Source organism: Desulfomonile tiedjei (genome assembly GCA_016212925.1).
GTDB lineage: Bacteria > Desulfobacterota > Desulfomonilia > Desulfomonilales > Desulfomonilaceae > JACRDF01.
The window spans coordinates 321,512-347,924 of sequence record JACRDF010000003.1 but is presented as its reverse complement, the minus strand read 5'-3'; the positions used below and the strand labels follow the sequence as shown (position 1 = coordinate 347,924).

At 54.5% G+C, this 26,413-nt stretch carries 22 protein-coding genes and 1 tRNA gene; 9 read left to right on the top strand and 14 right to left on the bottom strand.

Translation table 11 applies throughout. The features are described from left to right. The first annotated feature begins 7 nt into the window (after positions 1-7). Together HY913_02095 and HY913_02090 are read left to right on the top strand one after the other, a co-directional pair. Positions 8-751, top strand: coding sequence for a response regulator (locus tag HY913_02095; GenBank protein MBI4962045.1), 744 nt, complete (start codon positions 8-10; stop codon positions 749-751). Between the two features lie 26 nt (positions 752-777). Continuing rightward, complete coding sequence (locus tag HY913_02090; GenBank protein ID MBI4962044.1) at positions 778-1,311, top strand: response regulator; 534 nt, start codon at positions 778-780, stop codon at positions 1,309-1,311. 85 nt (positions 1,312-1,396) lie between these two features. On the opposite strand, the gene HY913_02085 is transcribed toward HY913_02090, so the two are convergent. The 6 genes from HY913_02085 to mobB form a co-directional block, all read right to left on the bottom strand. Then, positions 1,397-2,341: a diguanylate cyclase gene (locus HY913_02085; GenBank protein ID MBI4962043.1), complete on the bottom strand. Its 945-nt coding sequence runs from the start codon at positions 2,339-2,341 to the stop codon at positions 1,397-1,399. Between the two features lie 319 nt (positions 2,342-2,660). After that, positions 2,661-3,914, bottom strand: a complete 1,254-nt coding sequence (locus tag HY913_02080; protein MBI4962042.1) for an adenosylhomocysteinase — start codon at positions 3,912-3,914, stop codon at positions 2,661-2,663. Between the two features lie 77 nt (positions 3,915-3,991). Continuing rightward, on the bottom strand, positions 3,992-5,161 hold the full coding sequence (locus HY913_02075) for a methionine adenosyltransferase (protein MBI4962041.1): 1,170 nt from the start codon (positions 5,159-5,161) through the stop codon (positions 3,992-3,994). A 471-nt stretch (positions 5,162-5,632) separates the two neighbouring features. Beyond that, positions 5,633-6,199, bottom strand: a complete 567-nt coding sequence (locus HY913_02070; GenBank protein MBI4962040.1) for a hypothetical protein — start codon at positions 6,197-6,199, stop codon at positions 5,633-5,635. Between the two features lie 208 nt (positions 6,200-6,407). After that, positions 6,408-6,701 (bottom strand): integration host factor subunit alpha, encoded by a 294-nt coding sequence (locus HY913_02065; GenBank protein ID MBI4962039.1) that lies wholly within the window; start codon positions 6,699-6,701, stop codon positions 6,408-6,410. Positions 6,702-7,275: 574 nt separating this feature from the next. Then, positions 7,276-7,773 (bottom strand): molybdopterin-guanine dinucleotide biosynthesis protein B, encoded by a 498-nt coding sequence (gene mobB, locus HY913_02060; protein ID MBI4962038.1) that lies wholly within the window; start codon positions 7,771-7,773, stop codon positions 7,276-7,278. A 464-nt stretch (positions 7,774-8,237) separates the two neighbouring features. Between mobB and HY913_02055 the strand changes: the two genes are divergently transcribed. After that, a complete protein-coding gene (locus HY913_02055; protein ID MBI4962037.1) occupies positions 8,238-9,494 on the top strand; it encodes a glutamate-5-semialdehyde dehydrogenase in 1,257 nt (418 codons plus the stop codon). 201 nt (positions 9,495-9,695) lie between these two features. Continuing rightward, positions 9,696-10,217: a hypothetical protein gene (locus tag HY913_02050; GenBank protein ID MBI4962036.1), complete on the top strand. Its 522-nt coding sequence runs from the start codon at positions 9,696-9,698 to the stop codon at positions 10,215-10,217. Between the two features lie 203 nt (positions 10,218-10,420). Here the strand turns inward: HY913_02050 and HY913_02045 are convergent, their stop codons facing one another. From HY913_02045 to HY913_02020, 6 genes are all read right to left on the bottom strand, one after another. After that, positions 10,421-13,678 carry an AMIN domain-containing protein gene (locus tag HY913_02045; GenBank protein MBI4962035.1) on the bottom strand — a complete coding sequence of 1,086 codons (3,258 nt, stop codon included), beginning with the start codon at positions 13,676-13,678 and terminating at the stop codon, positions 10,421-10,423. A 588-nt stretch (positions 13,679-14,266) separates the two neighbouring features. Then, the gene (gene rimO, locus HY913_02040) at positions 14,267-15,607 is read right to left on the bottom strand and encodes a 30S ribosomal protein S12 methylthiotransferase RimO (protein ID MBI4962034.1); all 1,341 of its coding nucleotides are present in this window, start codon (positions 15,605-15,607) and stop codon (positions 14,267-14,269) included. After that, positions 15,597-16,292, bottom strand: coding sequence for an outer membrane lipoprotein carrier protein LolA (locus HY913_02035; GenBank protein ID MBI4962033.1), 696 nt, complete (start codon positions 16,290-16,292; stop codon positions 15,597-15,599). Before HY913_02035 ends, rimO begins: the two co-directional genes overlap by 11 nt. Then, complete coding sequence (locus HY913_02030; protein ID MBI4962032.1) at positions 16,289-17,146, bottom strand: ATP-binding cassette domain-containing protein; 858 nt, start codon at positions 17,144-17,146, stop codon at positions 16,289-16,291. The genes HY913_02035 and HY913_02030 overlap by 4 nt, the downstream gene beginning before the upstream one ends. A gap of 38 nt (positions 17,147-17,184) precedes the next feature. Then, positions 17,185-18,672 (bottom strand): cysteine--tRNA ligase, encoded by a 1,488-nt coding sequence (locus tag HY913_02025; protein ID MBI4962031.1) that lies wholly within the window; start codon positions 18,670-18,672, stop codon positions 17,185-17,187. 209 nt (positions 18,673-18,881) lie between these two features. Beyond that, the gene (locus HY913_02020) at positions 18,882-19,364 is read right to left on the bottom strand and encodes a 2-C-methyl-D-erythritol 2,4-cyclodiphosphate synthase (protein MBI4962030.1); all 483 of its coding nucleotides are present in this window, start codon (positions 19,362-19,364) and stop codon (positions 18,882-18,884) included. Between the two features lie 169 nt (positions 19,365-19,533). Between HY913_02020 and HY913_02015 the strand changes: the two genes are divergently transcribed. Further along, positions 19,534-19,631 (top strand) — tRNA-Sec (locus HY913_02015). Between the two features lie 11 nt (positions 19,632-19,642). Here the strand turns inward: HY913_02015 and HY913_02010 are convergent. Both HY913_02010 and HY913_02005 read right to left on the bottom strand, forming a co-directional pair. Further along, entirely contained in the window at positions 19,643-20,464 is an 822-nt protein-coding gene (locus HY913_02010) for a hypothetical protein (protein ID MBI4962029.1), read from the bottom strand. A gap of 422 nt (positions 20,465-20,886) precedes the next feature. Then, positions 20,887-21,690, bottom strand: a complete 804-nt coding sequence (locus tag HY913_02005; protein ID MBI4962028.1) for an IclR family transcriptional regulator — start codon at positions 21,688-21,690, stop codon at positions 20,887-20,889. Positions 21,691-22,117: 427 nt separating this feature from the next. Between HY913_02005 and HY913_02000 the strand changes: the two genes are divergently transcribed. From HY913_02000 to HY913_01985, 4 genes are read left to right on the top strand one after another with little or no spacing between them, the layout of a single operon-like run. Beyond that, complete coding sequence (locus HY913_02000) at positions 22,118-22,504, top strand: hypothetical protein (protein ID MBI4962027.1); 387 nt, start codon at positions 22,118-22,120, stop codon at positions 22,502-22,504. Positions 22,505-22,531: 27 nt separating this feature from the next. Continuing rightward, a complete protein-coding gene (locus HY913_01995; protein ID MBI4962026.1) occupies positions 22,532-23,419 on the top strand; it encodes a xanthine dehydrogenase family protein subunit M in 888 nt (295 codons plus the stop codon). 57 nt (positions 23,420-23,476) lie between these two features. Then, positions 23,477-23,965 (top strand): (2Fe-2S)-binding protein, encoded by a 489-nt coding sequence (locus HY913_01990; GenBank protein MBI4962025.1) that lies wholly within the window; start codon positions 23,477-23,479, stop codon positions 23,963-23,965. Continuing rightward, complete coding sequence (locus HY913_01985) at positions 23,962-26,313, top strand: molybdopterin-dependent oxidoreductase (GenBank protein ID MBI4962024.1); 2,352 nt, start codon at positions 23,962-23,964, stop codon at positions 26,311-26,313. The genes HY913_01990 and HY913_01985 overlap by 4 nt, the downstream gene beginning before the upstream one ends. Positions 26,314-26,413: the final 100 nt, after the last annotated feature.

The following is a 26,413-nucleotide window of genomic DNA, read 5'->3' as shown; positions in this document are numbered from 1 at the left end:
AGTCCGTGTGAAGCCACGAATCCTTCTGGTGGATGACAACGAAGACTTTCTCGACAGCACCAAGGACGTCCTGGAGGACGAAGGCTTCCAAGTGGTGACAGCCTCGAGCGGCGAAGAAGCGATTCGAAAAGTGGAGAAACAAGCTTTCGATGTTGTGCTCATGGACATAAAAATGCCCGGCTTGAACGGAGTGGAAAGCTTGATCGAACTCAAGAAGCGGAGCCCGGGCATCAGGGTGATCATGTGCACTGCATACATTGTGAACGGGCTGATACGTCAGGCCCTCGAGGAAGGTGCTTACGCGGTCTTGAATAAACCGTTCGAGATGGATGTTTTGATGCGCACGATCGAGAGTTCGCAACACGACGTGAAAAGCGGGTTGATTTTGCTGGCTGACCATGACAAAGAATTGTGTACACGTCTGGGCGGAGTTCTTGGCTCAGCCGGCCATCACGTTCGTATAGCTCACGACGGTCGGGAAGCCATGAGATTAGCCGAGGGCCAGTCGTTCGACATCATGCTGTTGGAAATGGGATTGCCGTTCGTCAACGGACTGGAGTTACATCGCCTCGTTTCCACCAGGCAACCGGCCATGCTGGCCACGATTATCATGGATTCCGCATTAGACGTCGACGCGTCGGTTCAGCAAGAGCTGAAGAAGCAGCATGGATTGATAAGTCTTACCAAACCTTTGGATGAAACACAGTTGCTTGACCTCGTGGGCAGTATTTGTGCCGCAAAACGTCTTTGAAGCGATTAGATCTGGAGTCAGGCCACATGAACGCCAAGAACATCTTCCGAAAAATTTTCCGAACCAGGCAACAACCGGATGAAAGGATTCGGTCCATCCTCGTGGTGGACGATGACGTAGGCCTTTGCGACAATCTGAAGGATATCCTGGAGGGAGAAGGCTACGAGGTCTTCACAGCCACCTCAAAGACTGAGGCTTCAAGAGTGGCGCGAGAGCGCTCCCCCTGGCTGGCCCTCGTGGACCTGAAACTGCCGGACGGATCGGGTACGGGGCTCCTGTCGGATCTGAAAAGCATAAAACCCGAGTGCGTTTGCATATTGATGACCGCGTACGCAGACGTCGATTCCGCGGTGCAAGCGCTGGAGAAAGGTGCGTTTTATTACCTGCAAAAACCCGTGCGCCCGGAGGAACTGATCGAACTGGTTGACCTGGCGTTCGAAACTATTCGCCTTAAGGAAGAAAAAAGAAAGGGTGAGGACGAGTTGCGCCAGAGGAACAAGGAATTAGAAGAAATAGTGGAACGGCTCAGAAAAATAATCGATCAGAACGTCCGACCCTGACCAACCTGCGCGTTCACAGGCCTTGGGCCCGGTATAAGAAGGTATCACGCGACCATGCCGCCTGCTCCGCGGCACGAATCTAGTGTCACATGCTTCCCCGCATTGTGATTCTATTCTTCCCTCTGTTCTTTGCCTCATATAATGCTTCGTCTGCACGACTGACGAGATCGATAGCGTCCGTCGCATCTTCCGGGTAGCATGCCACCCCCATGGAGATGGTCAATGTTCCGGAAGGGAGCCGATGCTGCCCTTCAAAGTGGGTTTGTCTCACTTCATTCACGATTCGGCTTGCCAGCTCATAGGCGTTTTTCGTCGTGGCTCCTGGGAATAGGATGGCAAATTCCTCCCCGCCATACCTGGTAACTATGTCATACCCACGGCAGGCGGCTTTGAGAATCTCCCCCATTTTCGCCAGCGCTTCATCACCTCTTTGGTGGCCATTGCAGTCATTATAGATTTTGAAATCGTCTATATCGATCAGAAGCAGGACAAGACCTGTGCCGAAGCGTTTCGCCTTTATGACTTCCGCTACCAGGGCCTCATCGAAATAGCGACGATTGTGAATGCCCGTAAGGGAATCAACATAAGAAAGCTCCTTGTAGAATTCCCTTTCCTGCGCTCGCCTTCGCAACTCTCTGTGTTCAACGGCCTTCCTCACGGCCAACTGGATCTGGTCCACCGTGAAAGGCTTGATAAGGTACTCCAGAGCGCCTACCTTCATACATTCAACCGCGTTTTCAATAGACCCGTACCCGGTCATGACAATCACATCTGTGTCACTCTTGACGAGTTTCAATTGCTTGATCAGGGAAAGGCCATCGAGGCCGGGAAGGCGCATGTCCGTCACGATCAGGTCGTAGGGACTTCGAGTGTTCATCTCCAGCGCGTGCGCACCGTCATCGCAGTCATCCGCGTCAAACCCAGCTGCCTTAATCGATTCCACGACCACTTCGCGGACCATGGAATCGTCGTCCACAACAAGGATTTTGGGCTTAGCTGTCGTGTCCCCAGTAGGGCTGGAAGAATCCATCGGCTTTCTCAATCCGCCTCAGTTCCCACCCACTCCCGGGCAAACGCTTGTCCGGGAGAATCCGAACCGGCCCTGGTTTATCCTGAACCTCACCGCCCCGCAACAAATTTCTTCTAAGTCTGCGATTGTTTTGGACTAAGCCGGACGTGGGCAGAGGCTGTCTCTAAACAGTATAACACCCTTGAGCGGCTGTCCAGCGGCAGGGTGAATCCCGGCTTGAATTTGAACGAGTAAATCACGGGGAAACTTGTTCACACAGAAAAGTTTCCCCGTGGGTTCCGTGAATAAAGCGTCATTTCTTTAGACGCCGCAGCGCCTGTCAGGTTCCCATTTCCCAGGAGGCTAGATAGTGCTTCTGTTCGTCTGTCAGCGCGTCGATACGAATTCCCATGGATGCCAGCTTCAACCGTGCAATCTCATTGTCCACATCTGCGGGTAGCTTGTGAACTTCCCTGGACAGTCCCTTGCCGGTCTTGACAAGAAACTCGCTGGCAAGGGCCTGGTTCGCAAAGCTCATGTCCATGACCGAGGACGGGTGGCCTTCAGCCGACGCCAGGTTGATCAGCCGCCCCTCACCGAGGAGCGTAATCCTCCGTCCGTCGGCCGTGGTGAATTCCTCCACCATATTCCTTATGTGACGCCTGGATACGGCCATCGCTTCAAGGGCCTCAATGTCGATCTCTACATTGAAATGGCCGGAGTTGCAGACAATGGCCCCATCCTTCATGCGGTCAAAGTGTTCTTTTCTGATCACTCTTATATCACCCGTGACCGTGCAGAAAAAATCACCCAGAGGAGCGGCCTCCTCGAGCGGCATGACCGAATATCCGTCCATTGCAGCTTCCAGGGCTCGGAGTGGGTCCACTTCCGTCACTATGACTCTTGCACCCATTCCCGCGGCCCGCATAGCCACGCCACGACCACACCACCCGTACCCGGCCACCACGAACCAGCTTCCAGATATGAGACGGTTGGTGGCCCTCAGAATCCCATCTATGGTGCTTTGCCCCGTCCCGTAGCGGTTGTCGAAGAAATGCTTGGTGTTAGAGTCATTCACGGCTATCACCGGGAAAAGCAGGACCTTCTTGTCTGCCATGCTTCGGAGTCGAATCACACCTGTGGTGGTCTCTTCGGTCCCTCCAATGATGTTTGCCACCAAGTCCTGGCGCTGTGAGTGAATGGTCCCCACCAGATCCGCGCCATCGTCCATTGTAATCTGAGGCTGCGGGTCCAGGCACGCGTTTATGTGCTTATAATACGTCTCCGTGTCCTCGCCTTTGATGGCAAATACTGAATAACCCTCGTCCGCAAGGGCTGCGGCTACATCATCCTGAGTCGAGAGTGGATTGGAGGCACAAACATACACCTTCGCGCCCCCGGCTGCCAAAGTGCGGACCAGTGAAGCGGTCTCGGTAGTCACGTGAAGACACGCGGCCAGCACAATGCCGGAAAGAGGTTTTTCCTTCTCGAAGCGCTCCTTTATCATTCGCAGGACCGGCATGCTGCGCTCAGCCCATTCGATCCGCAGTTTTCCAGCCTCCGCGAGGGACTTATCTTTAATGTGATAATCCATGCATTCTCCTTGAAAAAGTTTCATGTAAGCGGGCGCTTGGAAGCCCGAACGGCGTTCTCATTTGCGCTGACAGATTTTCAGAGTCCGGCGAGGCTTTTGATCTCCTCTGCTCGATGGGTGCTTTCCCATGTAAAATCTGGATCTTCCCGACCGAAATGGCCGTTAGCCGAGGTCTTGTGATAAATGGGCCTGAGCAGATTGAGATACTCGATAATGGACGCCGGTTTAAAGCTGAAAACCTTTTGGACGATATCGGCTATCTTCTGTTCATCTATCTTTCCTGTGCCGTAGGTGTTGACCATGAGGGAAACCGGTTCCGGGTATCCGATGGCATAGGCCACCTGGAGCAGGCATTTGGAAGCTACTCCCGCTGCGACAATGTTCTTGGCAACATGTCGCGCCATGTACGAAGCGGAACGATCCACTTTGCTGGGATCTTTGCCTGAGAAGGCTCCGCCACCATGAGCCCCGTAACCGCCGTATGTGTCCACGATTATCTTTCGGCCGGTAAGTCCGCAGTCCCCCAGGGGACCACCAACGACAAACCTGCCGGTGGTGTTTATGAGAAAGCGCGTACTTTCGTCCAGGTGTTTCGCGGGGATGGCCTTTCTGATAACCAATTCTATGATTGCTTCCTTGAGCTGTTCGTAAGTCACATCCGGGGCGTGCTGGGCAGCAACCACTACCGTGTCCACTTTTTTCGGCGCCCCGTTTTCGTATTTCACAGTTACCTGAGACTTGCCATCGGGTCTCAAGAAGGGCAGCGTCCCGCTCTTTCGGGCGTCCGTGAGCCGTTGGGTCAGCTGATGAGCGTACTGAATGGCCATAGGCATCAGTTCGGGCGTTTCGTCGCAGGCGAAACCGAACATGAGCCCTTGGTCGCCGGCGCCTTGTTCTTTGAACAACCCTTCCCCCTCTGTCACGCCCATAGCAATGTCAGGGGACTGCTTGTCCAGAGTGACGATTACCGCACAGGTTTCGCAGTCGAACCCCATGGATCCGTCTGTGTATCCTATGTTGCGTATCGCGTCTCTAACCAGGCCTGGGACATCTACCATGGCCTTAGAGGTGATTTCGCCGGCTACCATGGCAAGGCCGGTGGTAACCAGGCATTCACAGGCTACGCGCGAATGCGGATCCTGGGCCAGCATCGCGTCCAATACAGTATCGGAAACGCGATCGGCAATCTTGTCAGGATGGCCCTCAGTTACGGACTCGGATGAAAACAAATAGCTGCCCACCCCCATGGGGAGTCTCCTTTCAGAGTTATCGGTGAGTCGGTCAATTTAAACTTTGCATATTAATCACACGTCATGCCGAAGGTCAAGTCCGAAATCATGTCGCACCAGTAACCCTTCGCTTACGCGAGAGAATTGTCGGTTCTCTGTCATCGCGAGGGGTAAAGCGACAAAGCAATCTCAGCGCTTAAGGCTAGAGATTGCTTCGCTCGCAATGACATGTTTCGCGCGAGTTGTCTTCCCCGCGAAACTGACCAATTACTCGCACCCGGCATTGAGTATCTCGGGAGTGAACCGTTTGTTCTGGAGCAGGCTTTCCAGCAGGCTATTACTGGCATTTCAGGAAAGACCGGCTGGAAAACGTGCCCGGCTCGCGATATGGCCATGAAGCACGGTCGTCCCCCCTATCACGGAATGATTGCCGCTAGCGGTTTTAGCGTGCGATTGCCCGACAAGCCCTACCCCAGGGGTCGCGCGGCCTCATTTCTTTTTCAGTTTGGAAAACAACGACTTCAGCGAATCCATAGCGGACGGTTTCCCTTGGTCTTCGCCGGCCCCTCCGCCGGCTTGGTCCCGTGATTTTCCTTTGGATTCCTCCTGGACTTCCTCCTCAATATCGGACTCCGAGATAACCTCTGTTTCTTGTGTCACTGAAGCGGGGGACTCCTCCACAAAGACATGGTTTTCAGTGGGAGTGATTACGCCCGTAACCGGACCATCCGAAGTTGATGGCGGTGGTGCTCCGCAGGCCGGGCAGCGTGCAAATGGCTGTGGGGAGGGATGGCTGCAGTTTGGACAGATGTAAAGGCCGGCCAAGAATTGCGACTCTCTGGCCAAGTCCCTTTGGACCGACATCTCCCGCCGTTTCGCCAGATCCACAGAGGAAATGACATTTTGCGCCAGGAGCGCCTTGATCAGGCTTACGAACCCACGTGCGGAGAGGCCGTATTTTTCCCTCAATTCCCGATCTGTCAGCGCGGATCGAAAATCAGCGAGGAACTCCCTGATGGGAACCTTTCCGCGTGGTTTTTCCGTATTATCAGCCATACTGTGGACTTACAGCAGGAACCTTTGGCCTCCCGCGGACGCCACCCGTCAGAAACGCCTGGTCGTACGGACCAGTTCCGCCCAAGATGAATCCGGTCTGAACCGTCAACTTCTTTTGAGTCTGAATCAATTCGGGTAATCGACTGACAAGGGTTGGACTGAACCGTCCAGGCGACTCATTGATCCGGGTAATAGCGTATTTTCGGTCCTATCTCGAAAGAGGCGAGTTCACAGCCTTCTTCAAGACCGGCGAATACTTCCAGGTAACTACTCTTCGGGCGTCCAGAATTAGCTCCGCACCCGTTTGAGGGTTTCGCCCTCGCCTGGAGTGCTTGGACTTGACGGTCCACTTCCCGAAGCCCGAGATCATGACGTCTTCGCCGGCTATAAGCCTGGATTTGATGATATCCAGCAGTTTTTCTACAATTTCGGTCGCCTCTCCCTTCATGAACCCGCAGTCATCCGCTATCTTTTTCGCGATATCAGCTTTTGTAAGTGTCATAGAATCCCTCCCAAACAGAACAGAAGAAAGCAAAGCCGTAGCTGGTAACATATAACAACCGGAGGGCCAAAAGGCAAGAAATTTCTCAAACTTCCGAAAGAAAAGCCTCCGACAGCGTCCTTTGTGGAAATTAGCGGGACGCCTCAAACCATGACTTAAAGCTAAATATGTCCGGCCATATGATTATTGGCACCAACTTAATCCCACCGCCCGCGCCCACAGACACCCCCCTCGAAACTGTCTCAAAATAAGGGATTTCACACGTCGCCCGTACGGCGCGGTTCGTGACCCGCCCGGAATCAGGGCTCTTCTCGAAGCGCGCCGTACAGATGAATTCACATCGCTGCAATTCTGAGACAGTTTCCCTCACCCTGCCCTCTATGGCCGGGAGAGGGTTTTCACGACCCCGTCCCTTGACGAGGGGGGAAGGGGGAGAGTGATATCATATCGAAATGGCTGGTGCGACTCATGACAAATTAGCACCAATGGGGCTGCGCCCGTCAATCATAACGCCTGTCCAGGCCTCGCAAAGCCGCTCCCGAGCGGGAAGCGATTACACTCCCTCTTGAGGCTGTCAGGTCTTCAGGAATCGTTCTTCCAAGAAGTCACAAAGCGGTTTCGCATCATTCAGATCGAAAACAGGAACGCCCGCCGGAGGGTCGGGTGGATCTCCGGCGATTGCTATCAGATTGTCGTCTGATTTACACAACATTTCACGGTGGTGTTCACTTCTTATAACTTCCACTTTCGGGTTGTTTTCTCTCTTGTAACCTTCGGTGAGTATGAGGTCCACTCCCCGGATGAGCTTTTCGCGCAGCTCGGCCAGGGTGTAATCATGATCCGTGTCCGCGATCACGGCCAGCTTGGAGGGGGAAGAAATCACCGTGATGCTGGCCCCCGCCTGCTTGTGTCGCCACGAATCCTTGCCTTCCCGGTCTATCTCAAAGCTATGTGCGTCATGCTTGATGGTGGCCACCCGATACCCGCGAGACTTCAGCTCCTTGACGAGCTTTTCGACTAACGTGGTTTTACCGGAATCCGATTTTCCGACAATCGAAACGATAGGAATCATCTATGGGCTCCCCCGAACACGATTTGCGGCGCGGCAATTCAATGCAGTCGAGACGGTCCGCAGCGCATTGTGAGTTTACTCATTTGTTCAGTCACAGTCGAGTGGGTTTGTCGAGGAGGCGTATCCATTCGTTACGCCGGGAAAATCCCCCCTGCCCCCCTTTATTAAGGGGGAGGTGTAGGAGCGGCTTTCTCGCCCTTTATTAAAGGGGGATTGAGGGGGATTTTGAACGGAAACCTCAAGGCGCCGTGAGAACAACCCGTCCTTTCCCCACTCGTAACTGAATGGTGGCCCATGCGCCCCCGCGGTCGTTGACGAGAAGCCGGGCCGATGGTAGGATTTATACGAATTCGGCTTCAAACGGTGAATTTACGAGGAAGATTTTTTGTGCAATCCCGCGTTCCGCGGAGCCCTCGCAATTTCTTCGTCTGACGGCTCAATGATAGCACGCGTCGGAGTTTATAATGTCACTACAAGATGAAGTGCGCGGAGTGGCTACCGTGGCCCACGAGGCAGCACGGGAAGCCGCTGTTTTGTCCATGACGGTCAAAGAGGAAATTTTGATGGACATGGCGGCCATGATGCGGAGCCGCAGAGACTACCTTCAAGAGGAGAACCGGAAAGACCTGCTGACGGGTAAAGCAAAAGGCCTGTCTTCCGCAATGATGGACAGGCTTACACTCTCCGACAAGGTCATCGAACAGACCGCAGCCGGTCTCGAAGAGATAGCCGTATTTCCGGACCCTGTGGGCGAGATCGTCCGTATGTGGAATCGGCCGAACGGGATGCGCGTGGGACGAATGCGCATACCTCTGGGAGTGATAGGCATTATTTACGAAGCACGACCGAACGTTACCGCGGACGCGGCCGCGCTCTGTCTCAAAGCGGGAAATGCCGTCATCCTGAGAGGCGGTTCGGAAGCGATTAATTCCAATCAAGCGATAGTCGGCCTTTTCAAAGAATGCCTCATCCGGAAAGGCGTATGTGCGGACATCGTCAGCCTTCTACCCACAACGGATCGAGAAGCGATCCTTCACTTGCTGCAATTGGAAGACCTTATTGACCTCATCATTCCGCGAGGCGGCGAGGAGCTGATACGCTTCGTGGCGCAAAATTCAAGAATCCCGGTTATCAAGCATTACAAAGGCGTCTGTCATTTATATGTGGATTCCGCGGCTGACTTGGACATGGCGGTCAAACTCACCTTCAATTCCAAGGTGCAGAGACCCGGTGTGTGCAATTCCCTGGAAACCTTGCTTGTCCACCGAAGCGTCGCGGACCGGTTCCTCCCGCTCGCGTCCCAACGGCTCATTGAGGCCGGTGTTGAACTGAGAGGATGCGACCAGTCCCGGGCCGTAGTTCCATCCATGAAAGCAGCGACAGAGGAAGATTGGCACGCGGAGTACCTGGATCTGATTCTTGCCGTGAAAGTGGTAGGCGATATGGACGAGGCCATCAGACACATAGCGCGCTATGGATCGTCACATACGGAATCAATTGTTACTCAGGATTACGCGGCCGCACAAAAATTCCTCAAAGAAGTGAATTCCTCCTCGGTCATGGTCAATACTTCGACACGTATGAGCGACGGATATGTGTTCGGCCTCGGAGCCGAAATAGGCATCAGCACGACAAAGATCCATTCCTACGGCCCAATGGGTGTAGAAGACCTTACCACTACCAAGTTCATCGTTTTGGGCGAAGGGCAGATCCGGGAATAGCCAGGAAATTGCGGCCGGAACCTTCTTGCTCCCCGCAATTCCCTCGTTCGGAGGCGCATACGCGTCGGTGGCCGGCGTGGCCTGTCCTACGGATCCTAGCTAGAGCGTCATTCCGGCTTTCGCCGGGACGACGGGAATGGGTCATTACAGAAAAACTTTAGAAAAAAATGCTACGCGTCAAACTGAAAAGAGGAGCATCAATTGGCTGACATCCGCAGCACCATAGACCTGATGATGGAGCGGACCCGTGGCATGACTCTTTCTCCCGATGAGCGGGAGAGCTTGCGTACAGAGGATCTGCGCAAAAGAGCCAAAGGGTTCAAAATCAAATTATTGCAGAACCCCGCGGCCGTAGAAGAGATTTTGTCATCGTTGGATGAACATAGCCCCGAGGACCGAACCGCATTGGAATTATTCATATGGGAAGAGATGGTTGACAGCCTGCCTCTCGACCATGAACTCCTGCAGTACCTGGAGTTGATGGAAAAACTCCCTCAGGCGAAACTCAAGGGTCAAGTCCTCAATGAAATTCGCTCCCGCTTCAAAACCCTGCTGAAAGACCAAGCGGATGACAGGCACAAGAGCTTCGCTCGGGAAAAGAAGAAACTCGCTGCACTGGGAATATCCGGCAGCGCGGTGGTGCCGAAGATCCCAAAACAATCGCCATTGCACGAAGGTTTTTCTTCCGACTTCGCAAAACTCAAACGAGACCTACTGGCATAAAAAGGGGAAACCGTTCACCGGTCCACTGTTCCACCGATTCGGTGAGGGCAGGTCTGTAGCGACACATGGGTCGCCCTTGGGCGAGGCATGCCTCGCGCCGTACAAAAACCCCTCAACAGCATTGTCCCGGGGAGGACCACACAAAAAAAAGCTTCCCCTTGAGTGAAGGGGAAGCACAGAGAGGAAGTTGAGTTGGTTGTCTTCTAGGAGGCTTGTGGCGGCCTCTTTATTATGGTTGGAGTAATGAATACAAGCAGCTCTTGTATTCGTGTGTCCCTGGTCTTGTTGGTAAACAGCACGTCGATGATAGGAACGTTCATCAACCCGGGCCAGCCCTGGCGCCTTGAATTGTCCGTCTTCCTGACGATTCCACCTATCACCGCAGTGTCACCGTCCTTCACGATCATTCTAGTCTGTGATTCTCTCCTGTTAATCGAAGCCTGGCCGTTTATGACTGCGCCAACATCGTTGTCGGTGACTTTGATCTCCATCTGAATCCTGCCGTCCTGAAAGATCCTCGGCCTAACGTCCAGCAGGAGGTCTACGTCAACCAACTGGGTCTGAGTTCCCAGGAGAGGAGAAGCAGTGACGAAAGCAATTGTCTGTCCGTTTTTGATTGAGGCTTTCTCGCCGTCCAAAACCTGCACTTTAGGTCGCGCTATGATCTTCGTCTGGCCGGTGGATTCACCGATTTGTAGCCTGAAATCCAATTCGGTCAGGTAATTGCCCGCAAGAAAACCGTACTGAACTCCTCCGCCCAGGATGCTGGCAAGGTTGGCTATGGACACGGGAAGGTTCACTGAAAACTGAGACGGTATGAGAGTTCCTTCCGGTTGAGGCGGATTGGCGGTGGCTCCGACTATGGTCCCTGCACCTGCCGTGGACCCGTTGACACCCCAGAAGCTCTTCCTGTTGACGGAGAGCAACCCGCTCTGGTCATTCCTGCCGCCCCAGAGTATGCCGAGGCCTCTGCTCCAGTCCCGGTCGGCTTGAACCACCCGGCTCTCGATAAGGACCTGGGGGGTAGGAACGTCGAGTTGGTATATCAGTTTTCTCATCTGAGCGATTCGGTCAGGGGTGTCCTTGATGAAAATCAATCGGTTAGCTTCGTCCGCATAAAGGACACTCTGAGCCAGGATCTTGACCAATTTAGGATCGGTCCCGAAGGGCAGATCAATGGAGCCTGTTGCTCGTGGCCCCTGCCCCATTCTCTGCAGCGCGGCGGCTTCCTGGACTCTCCTGGACGTGGTCTGTTCTTGGGCTCGCCTCCAGGCCTCCAATTCCTGCTCGTAACGCAGATTGCCCGGGGTAAAGCCTTGACCGCGCATTGATTCTTCAAACTGTTCCCTGTTCATCGATCCCTGAGGCAACTGCGTAGTATCCGCGGGACCTCCTACCGTCGTAGTTGTGCCCGGACCGATTTCCACTGCTCTGCCGGGTTCTGCCGCGGCTCCAAAGACAGCTTCGCCGAGGTCCGTGTAACGTTGTCGGCCACGGTAAGCGCCTGGGCACTGGAGATTGAAGACACAGTCCAGAGTCCGTCTGATGACCGTGGGAGACTTATGCACTATTCTGATGGTCGCATACTGGAAGCAGACGCGCTCGCCTTCTATATCGATACACTCGGCCTCGCCGAACTCCTCGGTCCGCGTATCGTCCACAGGTTCCTCGGCCTTTATCTCTTTTCTCTCCAGTTCCTTGAGGGCCTTTTCATTCTCGGCCTGCTTTTTCTGGACCTCGTCTCGCATTTCTTTGAGTCTTTTATCAACTTCGACGATACGCGTCTGATACTCTTTTTGCCGGGCGTTCTTGTATTGGAGAATCTTTGCCCGAGAGTCCACCCGCATCACATTGCCGACCATTTCCTTGTCCAGGTCGTGCGTGTTCAGGATCGTTTCCATGACCTGTCCAAGCGGCACCTGAAACATGCGGAGAGTGGCTGTGCGGTTTGCGGGCACTCCGTCCCCGACAATGATGTTGATTCCCGCTTGCTCGCCTAGCAGCCTGAACGCGTTCTTTAAAGAAATGCCTTGGAAATCCATCGTAACGGGTTTTGTAAAGATCTCGGGATCAGGGCTTATCTGATATCTCTTGAGGATTTCCGTCCGCTGCTTTTGCAGTTCGTCCTGTTGACGTTCGAGAGCTTGGATTTCCCTGTCGCGCCTTTCATTATCTCGGCGGATTTCCTCTTCCCTCATTACTTTAATAGCTTCCCGCCTGGTTTCTCGAATCTGCGAGGCAGCCTCGCGACCGGCCGCGTCACCCGCCGCGGGCCGTCCCGTGCCCATCTGGTCGCGGGTCATGGCGAAACGAGGCGGGGGGAAATCAACCATGAGCACGCCCTTCTTCTTCTCCACCTGGGCGGGAACAGCGTCCTTGAGCTGGATGAAAATCGTCTGAGAACCGGGGACTATCATTTCTACGGATGTGGAGAAAAGGTCCGTTTTCAAGGGCTTCTGGTGCACCTTGGGTATTTCGGCATTGATCAGGTCAAGCCTTAGCTTGGTAGGGGAAACTTTGGTCATTCGATAGTCAAGGTGATCGCCACCGCGCACGACCAGCCGGGCATTGTGACCAACCTGAATGAACTGCAACTCGGTTATCTCCTGAACCAGCAAACGAGGATCAGGGGTCGGGGGAGTTACAGGCGGTCTAACCTCTCTAACCATTTGAGGACCGCCGTTCGGGGGCCCTGAATGGGGTTTGTCCAACCCTGCCGTGGTTGACGCTGGCGATTGGTTGTCACCTGTCCCAGCTTTCGGGAAGGGAGCAGTGGGTGGCTGATTCAAGGCCGGGCCTTGAGCCATCTTGATCCCATTGCTTGCGGCCTTTTGCGCTTCAGCCGCGGGGCCGTTCCGTTTGTCGGGAGCCACAGCCGCGGTAGCGTTCTTGTTAGCGGCTGGTTTTTTGTTCAAACTGTCCAGGCGTAAGGTCTTCCCGCTCTCGGGCCCGGCGCCGGCAGCGGCCGCAGGGACGAAAGTGGGAGCAAGCGGGGACTTTAAAGCCGAGGTCTTCGAATTTCCGTCGGCCGCATCTGCGGCGGCAGTCTCAATTGCCGCGGACAAAGAACTGCCGAAGACTACCAGGATTTGACTGTCCTCTCGCTTCACCTTGAAGGCCGGAACAGGGTTGTTCTGGAAATCCACCACGACGCGGGCCCGCGATTTCGACGTGCCGACACGGATTTCATGGATGTCCGCGGCCCCTCCCGGGAGTTTTCCCGGAGCCTGCCCCAGCTTGGTTCCCTCGAAATCCATCACCAGCCGGTTGGGTCGCCCGATGACTCGCGCGCAATGTTTGCCCACACTTCCCTTGGATGCAATCACGATGCGCTTGTTCTCCGGATCTAGTCTGACGCCGGTGATCTCGCCAGCATTTTCAGCCCATGCGGGCCCGCAAAAGGCGACGAGGAACAGGCAAGCAAGCCATAGGGGTTTGTGTTTTATCACAGGTGACCTCATTTTTATCCTCTCCCGAAGACCGTGTCAGGCGCGATCCAGACCGTGCGGAAGCCACGATGCCCTGGTGGTCGATCTCAAAGCGGCCGATGATTTTGTGTGACAAGGACTGAGTCCTTGTACGGATGCCGCGTTTGAAGGGATGATAGCAAAACTTACAGACTTATGTCAACAAAAAAATACAGAAAAACAGAATGATATGAATAATCGTTAAAGTGTTAGATTAATAAAGTAGCGGCTCATACATTGCCTAATTCATGTATAACTTCAATTTTTATGATGTTTATCTTTTAGGATTTTATTCGGGGGAACGCGGACCAAAAACCCATTTCCGGTTTCCAGCCGTAAAGATGACTCAAACCAACGCGGCGGCCGAATTGCCTGTCTGCCCTGTCTGCCGAGTTGTCCACAGGTGCGCGCTCTGCACACAGCGGTTTCATCAGTTGACAGCCACTGCCTATGGGCTATTATCTGGCCATGGAAACCGCCATCGTAGTCAAAATAGTGGTGATCGGCTCCGTAATCATAGCGGTGGCCCTTTACTGGTGCCTGTACAGGTGAAATCGAAACCCCACCCGTGTCCGGCGACAGCTATAAGCCGGGAGAGGTTGGATCGGGATCGACTATCTCGCCGAATAGGTCAAATTCATGTGAATCGGTTATTCTCACGTGGTGGATTTCTCCATAAATGGCATTACCTGCGGTAATGTACAGTGCGCCGTCGACTTCCGGGGCTTGATCCCAGCACCTTCCCTGAAGAAGCAGCTCTGATTCCTCAGAGATTCCTTCCACAAGACATTCCTCCAGGTTGCCCACCCTGCCGCGATTTCGCGTTTTTACAAAACCGGAGTGCAGTGATCTGATTTCGGCCGCCCTGGCCTCTTTTACCTCAGGTGGCACCGGATCTCCCAAACGCCATGCGCGGGTTCCCTCTTCAGGGGAATAAGTAAAAACCCCCACGTGTTCTATTTGAGCCCTTGACACAAATTCGTGCAGCTCTTGAAATTCCTTTTCCCCTTCCCCGGGATACCCCACCATGAGTGTGGTTCGGAGGACCAGATTGTGGATCTCTGATCTGAGCCTGTCTACGAGCGCACGGATCCTGTCGCCTTTCCATGGCCTGCCCATTGCTCGGAGAACCGTGTCGGAGATGTGTTGGAACGGAACATCCAGATAAGGAAGGACCTTTTGTGAGTCGTTTATTAATTTGCCCAAGTCGCGGGGGACGCTGTCGGGGTGAAGGTACATGAGTCGAATCCACCGTATGCCTTCAACCATTTCCAGCCGTTTCAGGAGACTCACCAAGGCCCCTTTTTCCTGTCGGTCCATCCCGTAACTGGTGAGATCTTGCGCCACAAGGACCAACTCTCGCACTCCTCTAGACGCAATGCTTATCGCCTCTTGTTCAAGTTCGAGCGCGTCCGCGCTTCGCAGAGGCCCTCGGATTGAGGGTATGGTGCAGTACCCGCACGCTCTCGAGCAGCCTTCTGCAATCTTGAGGTACGCAAACCCAGGCGTGGTGAGAATTCGGTCCTGCGAAGACACGGCCGACATTGCGTCCCGGAGGTTGTGGCTCGTGAAGAGAGACTCGTTCAACATCGGAACGAGTTCGGTAATCATTTCCGGCGTGATAAAGAGGTCTACTTCGGTGAGGGCCTTGGCAAGTTCGTCTCTGTAGCGAAGTGGAAGGCAACCGGCGACTATCAGGTAAGCATGTTTATTCTGCGCTCTGTAATCAAATATGGCCTCTATGGATTCCTCAACCGCGGGTTCGATGAACGCGCAGGTATTCACAATGATCACGCGTGCTTTGGAGATCTCGTCCGTGTAAACGAATCCGGCCGATGTCATCACGGAAAGTAGTCTTTCCGCGTCCACCCGATTCTTGGGGCACCCAAGACTGACAAGGTTGAAAAGTTTATTATCGGCCACTGTCTTTCATGGATGGTATGAGGGGAAGGTCGGTCTTTTCCAAGTCGCCTGGAACCACTTCAAAACGTTCCTCGGGAATCGAAGGAAGAAAGGTGATATTGGAAAGATCGAAGCGGTTGTAATTTCCCAGCGCGTCGTAAACGATGGCCCGCCTTATAGTAAACAGGTTGAAATCAACCCCCAGCATTATTCTGAAAGTGCTTCGAGGGTTTTTCTTGTCCGCCAGTTCAAGGAAGATCAGCTTTTCATCCTTGTCCATTATTCTGGACGGGAACTGAATGGAAAAGTTTCTTTCCATGTCCCCAATGTTCGCAAAGAATCCGAAAAAATGCTCCACATCGATTTCAGGGGGAACTTCCCCGCGGGCCGCGGTTCCGTCCTGAGGAAAATATATTGCATAGGAGCGGCCCTTCAGGACCACTTTCTGCCGTTCGGGAGATTCCACATCCAGGGCTATGAGTCCCGGCTTTTTCACATATATAGTGCCGTCAAAGAAATCTTTCAGGTCCATCGCGACATTAACGGTAACTTGGTTGAAGGTGGCCCTAAAGCAGCAGCCCCGCGAGTAGACCTCTTTCACCTTCGTCACCACTTCGTCCACCGAGCGCGGCTCGGTCTGGGCATTGGCATCCGATGAGGCGGCCAACATGAGCAACATGAGCCAAACCGTCAGGATACGTCTCAAATAGTCCCTCTCAGTTCGAGCAGCCGATTTACCAGAGCCGGAATCCGGACCTCGGCGGATGAAATCGAATGGCCGGCTTTTCGGAGATCATGGATGAGTAAGGCCAGTTCCGGAAGCAAATTCCTCATTCCGGGATCATCCCCCAAGTCCTCACATACCTCAGCCGGCGGCCCGAACGCGGCCACTCGTCCCTCGTGCAGTACCATCATCAAATCCAGGACAGGAAGAAACGCTTCCATGTCATGGGACACTATTACCACTGACGATTCTTTGGACCCATTTAGTTGGCGCACGAGGTTGACCAACTCTATGATCGACGGAGGGTCCAAGCCCACGGCAGGTTCATCAAGGACCAGGGTTTCGGGCTCATTCACAAGCACCCCGGCTATTGCGGCCTTGCGTTTTTCGCCTTCGGAAAGCGCCATAGGGGAGCGGCCGGCAAGAGACTCGATGTCGAGGCCAACTAGGTCGGCAGCGGCCTTCACTTTCTGTTGAATCTCACGTTCGTTCAAATCGGAGAAGCGCCTGAGCGCGAACGAGATGTCTTTTTCCACCGTGGACTCGAAGAGTTGGCGTTCCGGTCTTTGAAAGACAATGCCGACCCTTCGCCGCAACTCCGCTCCCAGTTTACCCGAGTCCACGCCGTCCAGGAGTATCCTTCCCCGGTTGGGCTGTAGGAGCCCGTTGAGCGTCTTAATCAGAGTGGTCTTTCCGGAACCTGTACCGCCAAGTATTCCCAGAACTTTTCCTGAAGGCAGGACAAAACTCACGTCCTGCAGAGCCCTTATCTCCAGCGGGGTTCCGGGATTGTAAACGTAAGCAAGATTTTCGACCCTGATCTCCAAGGCGGTCACCTTCCACTCTGGTTCCGTAGTTCACCCCAAGGGAGCTCTCATTCCGTGATTTCCCATGTGGTCCCATCGGGTCCGTCTTTCAGATGGACCTTTCTGTCCGCGAGCCACTGACGTATTTCGTCCGCGCGAGCGAAATCCTTTTGTTTTCTGGCTTCAGCTCTTTCCAGGATTTTAGCCTCTATTTGTTCCCTGTTCAGGACTTCAAGAGTAGTGTCCAGGACCTTTAGTTCCTGGAGTCTGCGCAACTCCCTCTCTCTCATATCCTCAAGAAAAACTCGCGGATCTTCACTAAGAAGCCCCAGGACCTCCCTAGCGAGGTCTATCATTTCTTGGTGAACCGCAGCCAACTTTTCCTGTGACGGAATATTTTCCTTTGAGGACCCGGCCTCGGTGACAATTCTGTTTATCGCCCGAGCCGCTTCAAAGATCACTGCCAGACCGCGGGGAGTGTTGAAATCGTCGTCCATCGCCTGCGTGAATCGCTCGGTGATGCCGCTTAGCTCCGGCGGTAACTCCTCGGCCGTCCCTTGAGCGCTAATGAGACCCTTTAGAGAATCCAAGGCCGCATACAGGCGTTCAAGCCCTGCGGATGCCTCCTTGATTGAGTTTTCGCTGTAATCAAGCGGGCTCCGGTAATGGCTGGAAAGCAGAAACAGCCGAAGCACGTCCGGATGCACGATTTTCAGTATGTCCCTTATGTTCAGAACATTCCCCAGCGACTTGGACATCTTCTCAGACCGGATGTTGACGAACCCGTTATGTATCCAATACCTCGCAAACGGTTTTCCAGTAGCCCCTTCCGATTGGGCGATCTCATTCTCGTGATGCGGGAATGTCAGGTCCGAGCCTCCTCCGTGAATGTCAAACCTTTCTCCCAAATACTCCATACTCATGGCTGAGCATTCGATGTGCCAACCCGGCCGGCCCGGTCCCCAAGGACTGTCCCACGAAGGCTCGCCGGGCTTTGCGGCCTTCCAAAGGGCGAAATCCAGCGGGTTCTCCTTTTTGTCGTCCACTTCCACTCGTGCGCCGGCCATTAGCTCGTCGGTCTTCTTTCCGGATAGCTTGCCGTAGGATTTGAAGCTTTCCACGGAAAACATCACATCTCCGTCCACTTCGTACGCATGTCCACGGGTAATCAATTTGCCTATAATGGACTGAATTTGAGGGATGTGCTCAGTTGCCTTGGGTTCAACGGTGGGGCGCCGCACACCGAGTGCATCCATATCTATGTAGAATTCCTTAATAAATCTTTCAGCCAGACTCTTCCAGTTTTCCCCCAGTTGGTTCGCCCGGTTTATGATCTTGTCGTCCACATCAGTGAAGTTCCTGACATACGTGACCTCGTGCCCGGTTTTCAACAGGTACCTGTAGATCACATCGAAAAGCACGACGGAACGAGCGTGGCCGATATGACACATATCATAGACGGTTACTCCGCAAACGTACATTCCGACTTTCCCCGGTTTCACGGGTTCGAATTCTTCCTTCTTGCGGGTCAGCGTATTGTATATTCGCAGGCTCATCACCATCTCCCGACCTATTCCGGCTCCCGGAAAAATCTATTTAAAGTGACCGGTTCATGCACCCTGGAAACAAAAATCAACAGCGCACGATTCCTATGAAAGAGCCTCAAAGGCAACCGGCAATCCCGCGTTCAGAGCGGGACGGCGATACCGGCGTTTTCATAATTTGTTGTGGCGCTGGCTGCCATTGAAGTTGGTATAAATCCGATTCAACTGGTCCCTTTTAGCTCCAGAAGAGCCACAGCCGAGGCAGCGATACCTTCAGATCGCCCGATAAATCCCATGCCTTCGGTCGTGGTGGCTTTAACATTTACCCGATCAGGTGGTATACCCACCGCGGTGGCCAGATTGTCCACTATTGCCGCCCTGAACGGCCCAATCTTCGGACTCTGGGCAAAAATTGTCACGTCGATATTGGCGATTTCAAAGCCCACCGACTCGACAGCCTTGGCTATCACTTCCAACAGCCCGATGCTCGGAGCATCACGGTACGCCGGATCCGTATCCGGAAAGTGCATGCCGATATCTCCGAGTCCCGCAGCGCCCAGCAGAGCATCTATAACCGCGTGAGTGAGCACATCCGCGTCCGAGTGCCCTTCCAAGCCCACGGGATAGTCGACCAGCTGTCCGCCCAATACGAGTCTGCGGCCCTCGGCGAATTTGTGAGCATCAAATCCGTGGCCTACCCTCATGGGGCCCTCCTCTGTGCTCTGGATACGGCGAGCTTAATTCATCCCTTGAACTTCGTCAAGAATGGGCCGTAACGCAACGGCTACCTTCGATTTTCATCGGCTCTTTCACTTGGCGCCGGGAACGTGTATGATAACCCGCGCCGGTCACCCGGATGAAATTCGGGCCAACGGAGGCGGTAGAGTCCTGGTGGGCTCCGCGGTCTTCAAAACCGTAAGCAGGGCGCTAGTACCGTCCTGGGTGGGTTCGATTCCCATGCGCCTCCGCCAATAGTTCACGTTCACTCGCTCCTTATCAGCTCCAGGGCCTCTCGGAAGCTCAGATCTCCCACCCGTTTCTGCCAAAGTAGAGTCAGCGCCCGCGTTATTGTGGGACGGTGTTCCCGGGGCACTAAGAATCCCGGATTCGGGCACGCGGCATGCAAGACATCGGTCGGATTGAGCCAAACTCCCGACCGATAGGATGACCGCGTTCCAGGCTCGACGACAGCGCAAACCAGGTCGATCATGTTGCCATAAAGGCCGCCCGCGTCAATATGTTCGAGGATTTGCTGGAACATGCCGTTAAGGCTTATCAGAACCGGACTCATTAGGGCTTCCCCACCCATCTCACAGATCTCCTCGGACCAGAGGCATCGGCAACCGAACGGCCGGGCCTGGTAGATCGCGCATCCAGCCTCCTCGCGGAGGGGACAAGCGCGGCTGTCAAATTCCCGGTGCTGCCAAGGCGGTTCTTCCCGGCGGAGGCAATATCCGGCGAGCGAGTTAATTGTGAAGTTGGGCTGTAGCCGCTTTTCCTTTTCCACGTTTCGGATTTTTTCGAGGAGGTCTTTGCGGCCTTTTGTTTCCAACTCGGACACGAGCAAGTCTGCTTCAAGTGTCGTACCAAGGACATTTTGCGTACAACAGGCTTTGCAGTCTTTCCTGCACGCGGCAGGGAAGGGCTTAATGACTTCCTCATATGCCTCGCAAGCCGCTTTCAATAGGGACTGCTTAATTTCCAGGCAAGATTGGGTATTTTGGTCCGTCTTGATCGCCTGCTTCCTTCCGTTTCTCTCGGGGGCAGCCGTCCCCGCGGCTATCCCACCTCTGTACCATGACACAGCGGCTGGTTTAGGGTATAATCAGTCCAGTTTTTTGCTTTGAGGTGATCTAAAGTGCCGCGAGTCCCTCGAAAAATTGCGCCCCCCGAACTAAGCTCAACCCGTACAAACAAAGATTGGGCGATGGTATTTCTCGGAACAATAATCATCCTGCTGTTCTTGGCAATAGGTTTCCTGACTGTTTCAGAAAACGGCCAAAGCGCGACCCGAAAAATCCGCGGGCCGGTGAAAGACCCAACAGGCGCCATAAGTATGGAGAGAGGTGCGGTCAGCTCTCGCTTGGACGAGGGTTGCGGGAAAAGCCTGCTTGCTTCATCCGGCTGACAGCGCCCTTCCTCGATAATTATGCAAGCCGGCTCGTGTCACGGGGATTTAGCTTTTTCACATATCCAGCCCATTCATTTGTTCAGACCGAAGGTCCTTCACCAATTCAATTGTTTGCTAATGGCCTGAGAGACTGCCTCGCCGGTTCTTACAGCCAGTCGAGTCGCTTTTTTCATCTTTTCCGGATTGAGGTGCCAATCCAGTCCCACGATCCAAAAACCGGCTACCATGCGCTTCCTGTTTTTCTTGCCATAGAAAATAGGGACCGCGACGGCCAGCATGTTGGGAATGTATTCTTCACGGTCCACTGCAACGCCTGCCTCTTGGACTTGATCCAGTTCACGCACGTATTGGACGGGATCAGTCACCGACCGCGCCGTAAACCGAGGCAATGGGTTTGTCCGAAGGAGGTGTCCCACTGTTTCTCGGTCCTGATAGGCCAGAAACATCTTACCGACAGCGCCTGCGTACATCGGGATGCGAGTGCCGGGGCGAGCCGTAACCTTGAGTTCCTTGGATGACTCCACTTGGTCCAGGATTAGAATGCTATTCCCGGTAAGAATTCCCAAGAAAACATCCTCGTCCAGTTCCTCGGCAAGCTTCTCCAGATGCGGGCGGGCCTGATCTACCAGGGGAACACGGACCGTGGCCACAGAGCCGATGTGTTTGGCAGTATAGCCGCAGGTGTATTTTCTGGTCACCGGATCACGCAGCACCCATCCCGATTCCTCCAGAGCAGCTAGAATGCCGTGAGTTGTGGACTTAGCCAGCGACAACGCCAGTGCGATCTCGCTGATTCCGGGATTCTTAGGGGCTGTGGCGATCATCTTCAACACTCGCATCGCTTTCGATACGATGGGGGCGGAGTATGCCACATTAATTGATGTTTTTTTGTCAGTCATTCGCTTCACTCATTTCTTAAGCGAGCCTCATGGCTTGACGAAAGGCTCGGGTTACTCAGAGACCACTCGGCCCAGCGGCGCCATTCACGGCGCCGCTGGGATAATACCGATGAAACCTTTTCAGTCGCCGCGCTTTACCTCTGGCAGCGACGACCTCTCGCAACCGCTTCGGCAGGCGTACCCCTTTTCCTAACGCGGAATCAGTACAGCGATTCCGCGTCGCTGTTCCTGTGGGGATAAATAGCCACAGGCCGTTGCAGCTGTCAATGGAGGTTCATTATGATGAACTGAAATTGTTTTGTAAACACTTTGAAAGCGATTGTCAATGGTTTTCCTGCATCCATGCTTTATAGCTTGACACCTTTTCCCGCCGCAGCTAATCTAGGAACGTTAAAGTTCCTGATACAGAACCACTTCAGGCCACCCTATGCTGAACATAAAATTCACCGACATCCTCAGGGCGACTCTCCCCATTCGGTGCGGGAATGAGGGATGGATAGGCGTCTCTCCCAAAGGAGACGACTACCACGTGGTCGTGCCCGTAGATGTGCAGATAGCGCGAGGCGTGTTGGCGTGCAACCGTCCCTCCGACGGTACCCCCTTCGGCGGGTACGCTCGTTGGCTCTATTTCAGGTGCCCGCCGTACGATGATGAAGGCAAGGACGACAGCGTCGAGCGAGTGGGACAAGCCCGCAAAACCGGCGAGGAATTGGTCCGGTGGCTGGCTTCTTACGGGATAGACGCCGAATGTCGGCCGGATGCATCGATCCCGAACTCGGCTGCACGGGCAAATTCAATGTTTGAACACGCTTGACTCTTTTATTAGCGGGAGGAAAAGGCGATGTTGCTGCCGAAATTTGATTACCACGAACCCCAGACCCTCGAAGAGGCTTTGCATCTGCTTTCCGAGTACGGCGGAAATGCCAAACTGGTCGCGGGAGGCACCGATGTTCTCGTGCGGATGAAGCTGAAGGTAGATAAGCCCTCTCATCTCATTTCCATTGACCGAATCCCGGGGCTGGATCAAGTCATTCCCAGGGAGAGACATGGGGTGACAATAGGAGGAGGAGTGACGGCTGCGGCTCTTTCCCGCCACGAGTTAATAATGGATAGGTTTACCCCTTTGGCCGTTGCTGCCGGCCGCCTCGGCGCGCCCATGATACGCAACCGGGCCACCATCGGAGGAAATCTTGTCAATGCCCGTCCTGCCGCAGACTTTCCGCCACCCTGCATGGTTCTCAATGCAACGTTGCGCCTCAAGAGTAATGCGGGGGAACGGGACATTCCCGTGTGCGATTTCTTTCGCGGGCCGGGTGAGACCGTAATCGAGCCCAATGAGCTTTTGGTGGCCATCGACCTCGACACCCCGCCGCCGTGGACCGGAGGCGCATACATAAAGCTTGGCGAGCGCAAGGCCTTGGAAATATCCATGGTCAACGTGGCCACCCTGATCACTCTGGAATCACCGCAAGGCCCCATAACCAATGCGCGAATAGCCCTCGGGGCGGTGGCTCCAACGCCGGTGCGAGCGTTCGCAGCCGAGCAATTGCTTATCGGCGAGACGCCTTCGGAGGAATTGTTCCGTAAGGCCGGTGAGGTAGGGGTAGGTATGTGCAGCCCGATCACGGATCACCGCGGAACAATGGAATATCGTTGCATGATGATTGAGGTTCTTACCAAGAGAGCATTGGGGATGGCCTTGGAACAAGCCCGCTCCTGGAAGCCCTGACCGGCATGTGCCACGCGCTTGCAAACCATTGGATTTTGAATTCGGGGAGAACGTAACATGAAGACTCTCATCCAATTAGTCGTCAACGGGGAGACAGTAGAAGCCGCTGTCGAGCCAAACCATACTCTCGCGCAGTTCTTGAGGGAAGACTTAGGGTTGACAGGCACCAAGCACGGCTGTGGAGTCGGGGACTGTGGCGCCTGCACCGTCATTCTTGATGGCAAGCCGGTAAACTCCTGTCTGGTGCTCGCGGTACAGGCTCGGGGCAGAGAGGTCCTTACCATAGAGGGGTTGGCCGAAAACGGGAAGCTTCACCCCATTCAACAGGCCTTTGTGGACAAAGGCGCCATTCAATGCGGGTTTTGCTCACCCGGCATGATCCTTGCCGCTAAAGCGCTGCTGGAACAGAACCCTAAACCCACCGAACTCGAAATCCGCACGGCAATCTCAGGCAATCTGTGCCGATGCACAGGGTATCAGAAGATCGTCGAGGCAATCCAGGAAGCTGCCGGATCCATGCTGGGGAAAGGAGGCGTCGTGAAATGAGCGAATTCGCAGTTCTCAATAGTAGGGCCCCTAGAATTGATGCACCGGCCAAAGCGACAGGCCGTGCAAAGTACGCGGATGACTTCAGCATGCCGGGAATGCTTTACGCCGCCCTACTCCAGAGCCCGGTAGCGCATGCCAGGATATTGAGCATAGATACCTCAAAGGCCCTCAAGTTACCGGGTGTAAAGGCCATCATCACAGCCAAGGAGGCCGGCCTGGTGAAATACGGTGTTTCCCCTGCTCGGTACGACGAAACGCTCTTCGCGCACGAGAAGGTCCGATACGTGGGAGACGAGATAGCGGCTGTCGCTGCTGTGGACCAGGCCACGGCTCAAGAAGCGGTGAGCCTCATCAAAGTGGACTACGAGGAACTCCCTGCGGTGTTTGATATGTTCGAGGCTATGAAGGAAGACGCGCCGCAAATTCATGCTGAGTTCCCCGGCAACCTCAACGCCGAGGTTCATCAGGAGTTCGGTGACACCGAGGCGGCTATGGCCGAATGTGACCTCGTGGTAAATCACACCTTCCTTAACAAACGTCAGGACGCGGCTTTCATAGAGCCTCATGCGTGCCTTGCGGTATTCGACCTTGACGGCAAGCTGACCCTTCATACCTCCACGCAAGTTCCCCATTACGTCATGCGCACCTTGGCGATGGTACTGCAGATCCCCGTTGGAAATGTGCGGGTTGTAAAGCCGTACGTCGGGGGCGGATTCGGCCCAAAGTGCGAAGCAACCCCGCTCGAAATGAGCGCAGCGATGCTGGCGCGTTACACCGGGAAACCTGTGAAGGGGATTTATTCCAGGGAACAGGTCTTTTTGCACAGTCGCGCGCGGCACCAGTTCTACGCGGAGATGACGCTTGGGGTCAAAAATGACGGAACAATGGTGGCGCTGCGCAATAAGGCCATCTTGGACGGGGGCGCGTACACCAGCTTCGGCATTGCCACTGTTTACTATTCCGGCTCGCTTCTCGGGGGACCGTACAAACTGAAGGCCATGAAGTACGACGGGTACAGAGTCTATACAAACAAGCCGGCGTGCGGCGCGCAGAGAGGCCACGGTGGAGTGGCCCACCGGGCAGCCTTTGAGCAGCTCATGGATATGACAGCGGAAAAACTCGGAATGGACCCGGTGGAGATGCGCCTGAAGAATATTATGACCACCGGTGACATGACCATAAATGAGCTGGACATGTCGAGCCTCGGGATGAAGGAATGCGTGGAAGCGGTCAGAAACGGTTCGGATTGGAACAACAAGAAGGGAAAGCTCCCCCGTGGGAAAGGGATAGGTATGGCCTGCGGGTTCTTCGTGTCCGGCGCGGGCTATCCCATATACCGGTCCGACACCTATCATTCTACGGTAGTTATAAAAATGAGCGAGGACGGGGGCATTGCAAATGTGCTCACAGGCTCCGCGGAAATCGGCCAGGGTTCCGATACCATGGTGGCGATGATCGCGGCGGAGACTCTGGGAATTCCGTTGGCAAGCGTGCGCGTCACCTCCGGAGACACGGATTTGAGCGTGGACCTGGGCGCATATTCAAGCCGCCAAACGCTCATGACCGGACACGCTACCAAGGAGGCAGCGGAACAGGTCAGGGATCAAATTGCCAGGCACCTTGCCGAGGCAATGGGTTGCGATGCCTCGTCCATAAGTTTCCGAAACGGGAATGTGATGTTTGACGGCCAACCTGGAGACTTCGAGAAGATCCGCTCCTTTTATATCAAAGAGCACCGCGGGTGGACCGATCCTCCCACCGGCGATTATCTGACGTTCCGGGAAGCTGCCCGCCTCGCGTACCTCAAAGCGGGAACCCTGGTAGGAACGGGCAAGTACAAGCCTCCGCGGCTTGGCGGCTCTTACAAGGGCGCAGCGGTGGGGACGTCTCCCGCGTACGGCTGCTCCGCTCAGATTGTGGAAGTAAATGTGGACCTGGAAACCGGCCAGGTCACTGTTGAAAACATGACGGACGCGCACGATTGCGGCCTTGCCATAAACCGGACGCAGGTCGAAGGTCAGATGCAGGGCTCTCTCTCAATGGGCCTCGGGGAGACCCTCTTTGAAGAGGTCAAATTTGACTCCCGCGGCCGCATCATCAACTCTCACCTAGGGGAATACAAAATCCCCACGGCCCTGGACATGCCCAATGTGAAGTCCATCATAGTGGAATCCAAGGAGCCCAACGGACCGTACGGCGCGAAAGAGGTCGGCGAAGGCGCCATAATGCCTACCATACCCGCAATACTGAACGCCATCTATGATGCGACAGGCGTCCGCATCAACGAACTTCCCGTCACTCCGGAAAGACTCTACATGGCCATGAAAAAGCAGACAGGGAAGTAAGAAGAAGAAGAAGAAGATTGCGGGGAGAACCTTTTTGAAAAAAGGTTCCTCCCCGCACCCCTCTCCAAAAACTTCTATATCCTGGTCGCTGAGCAGCTTC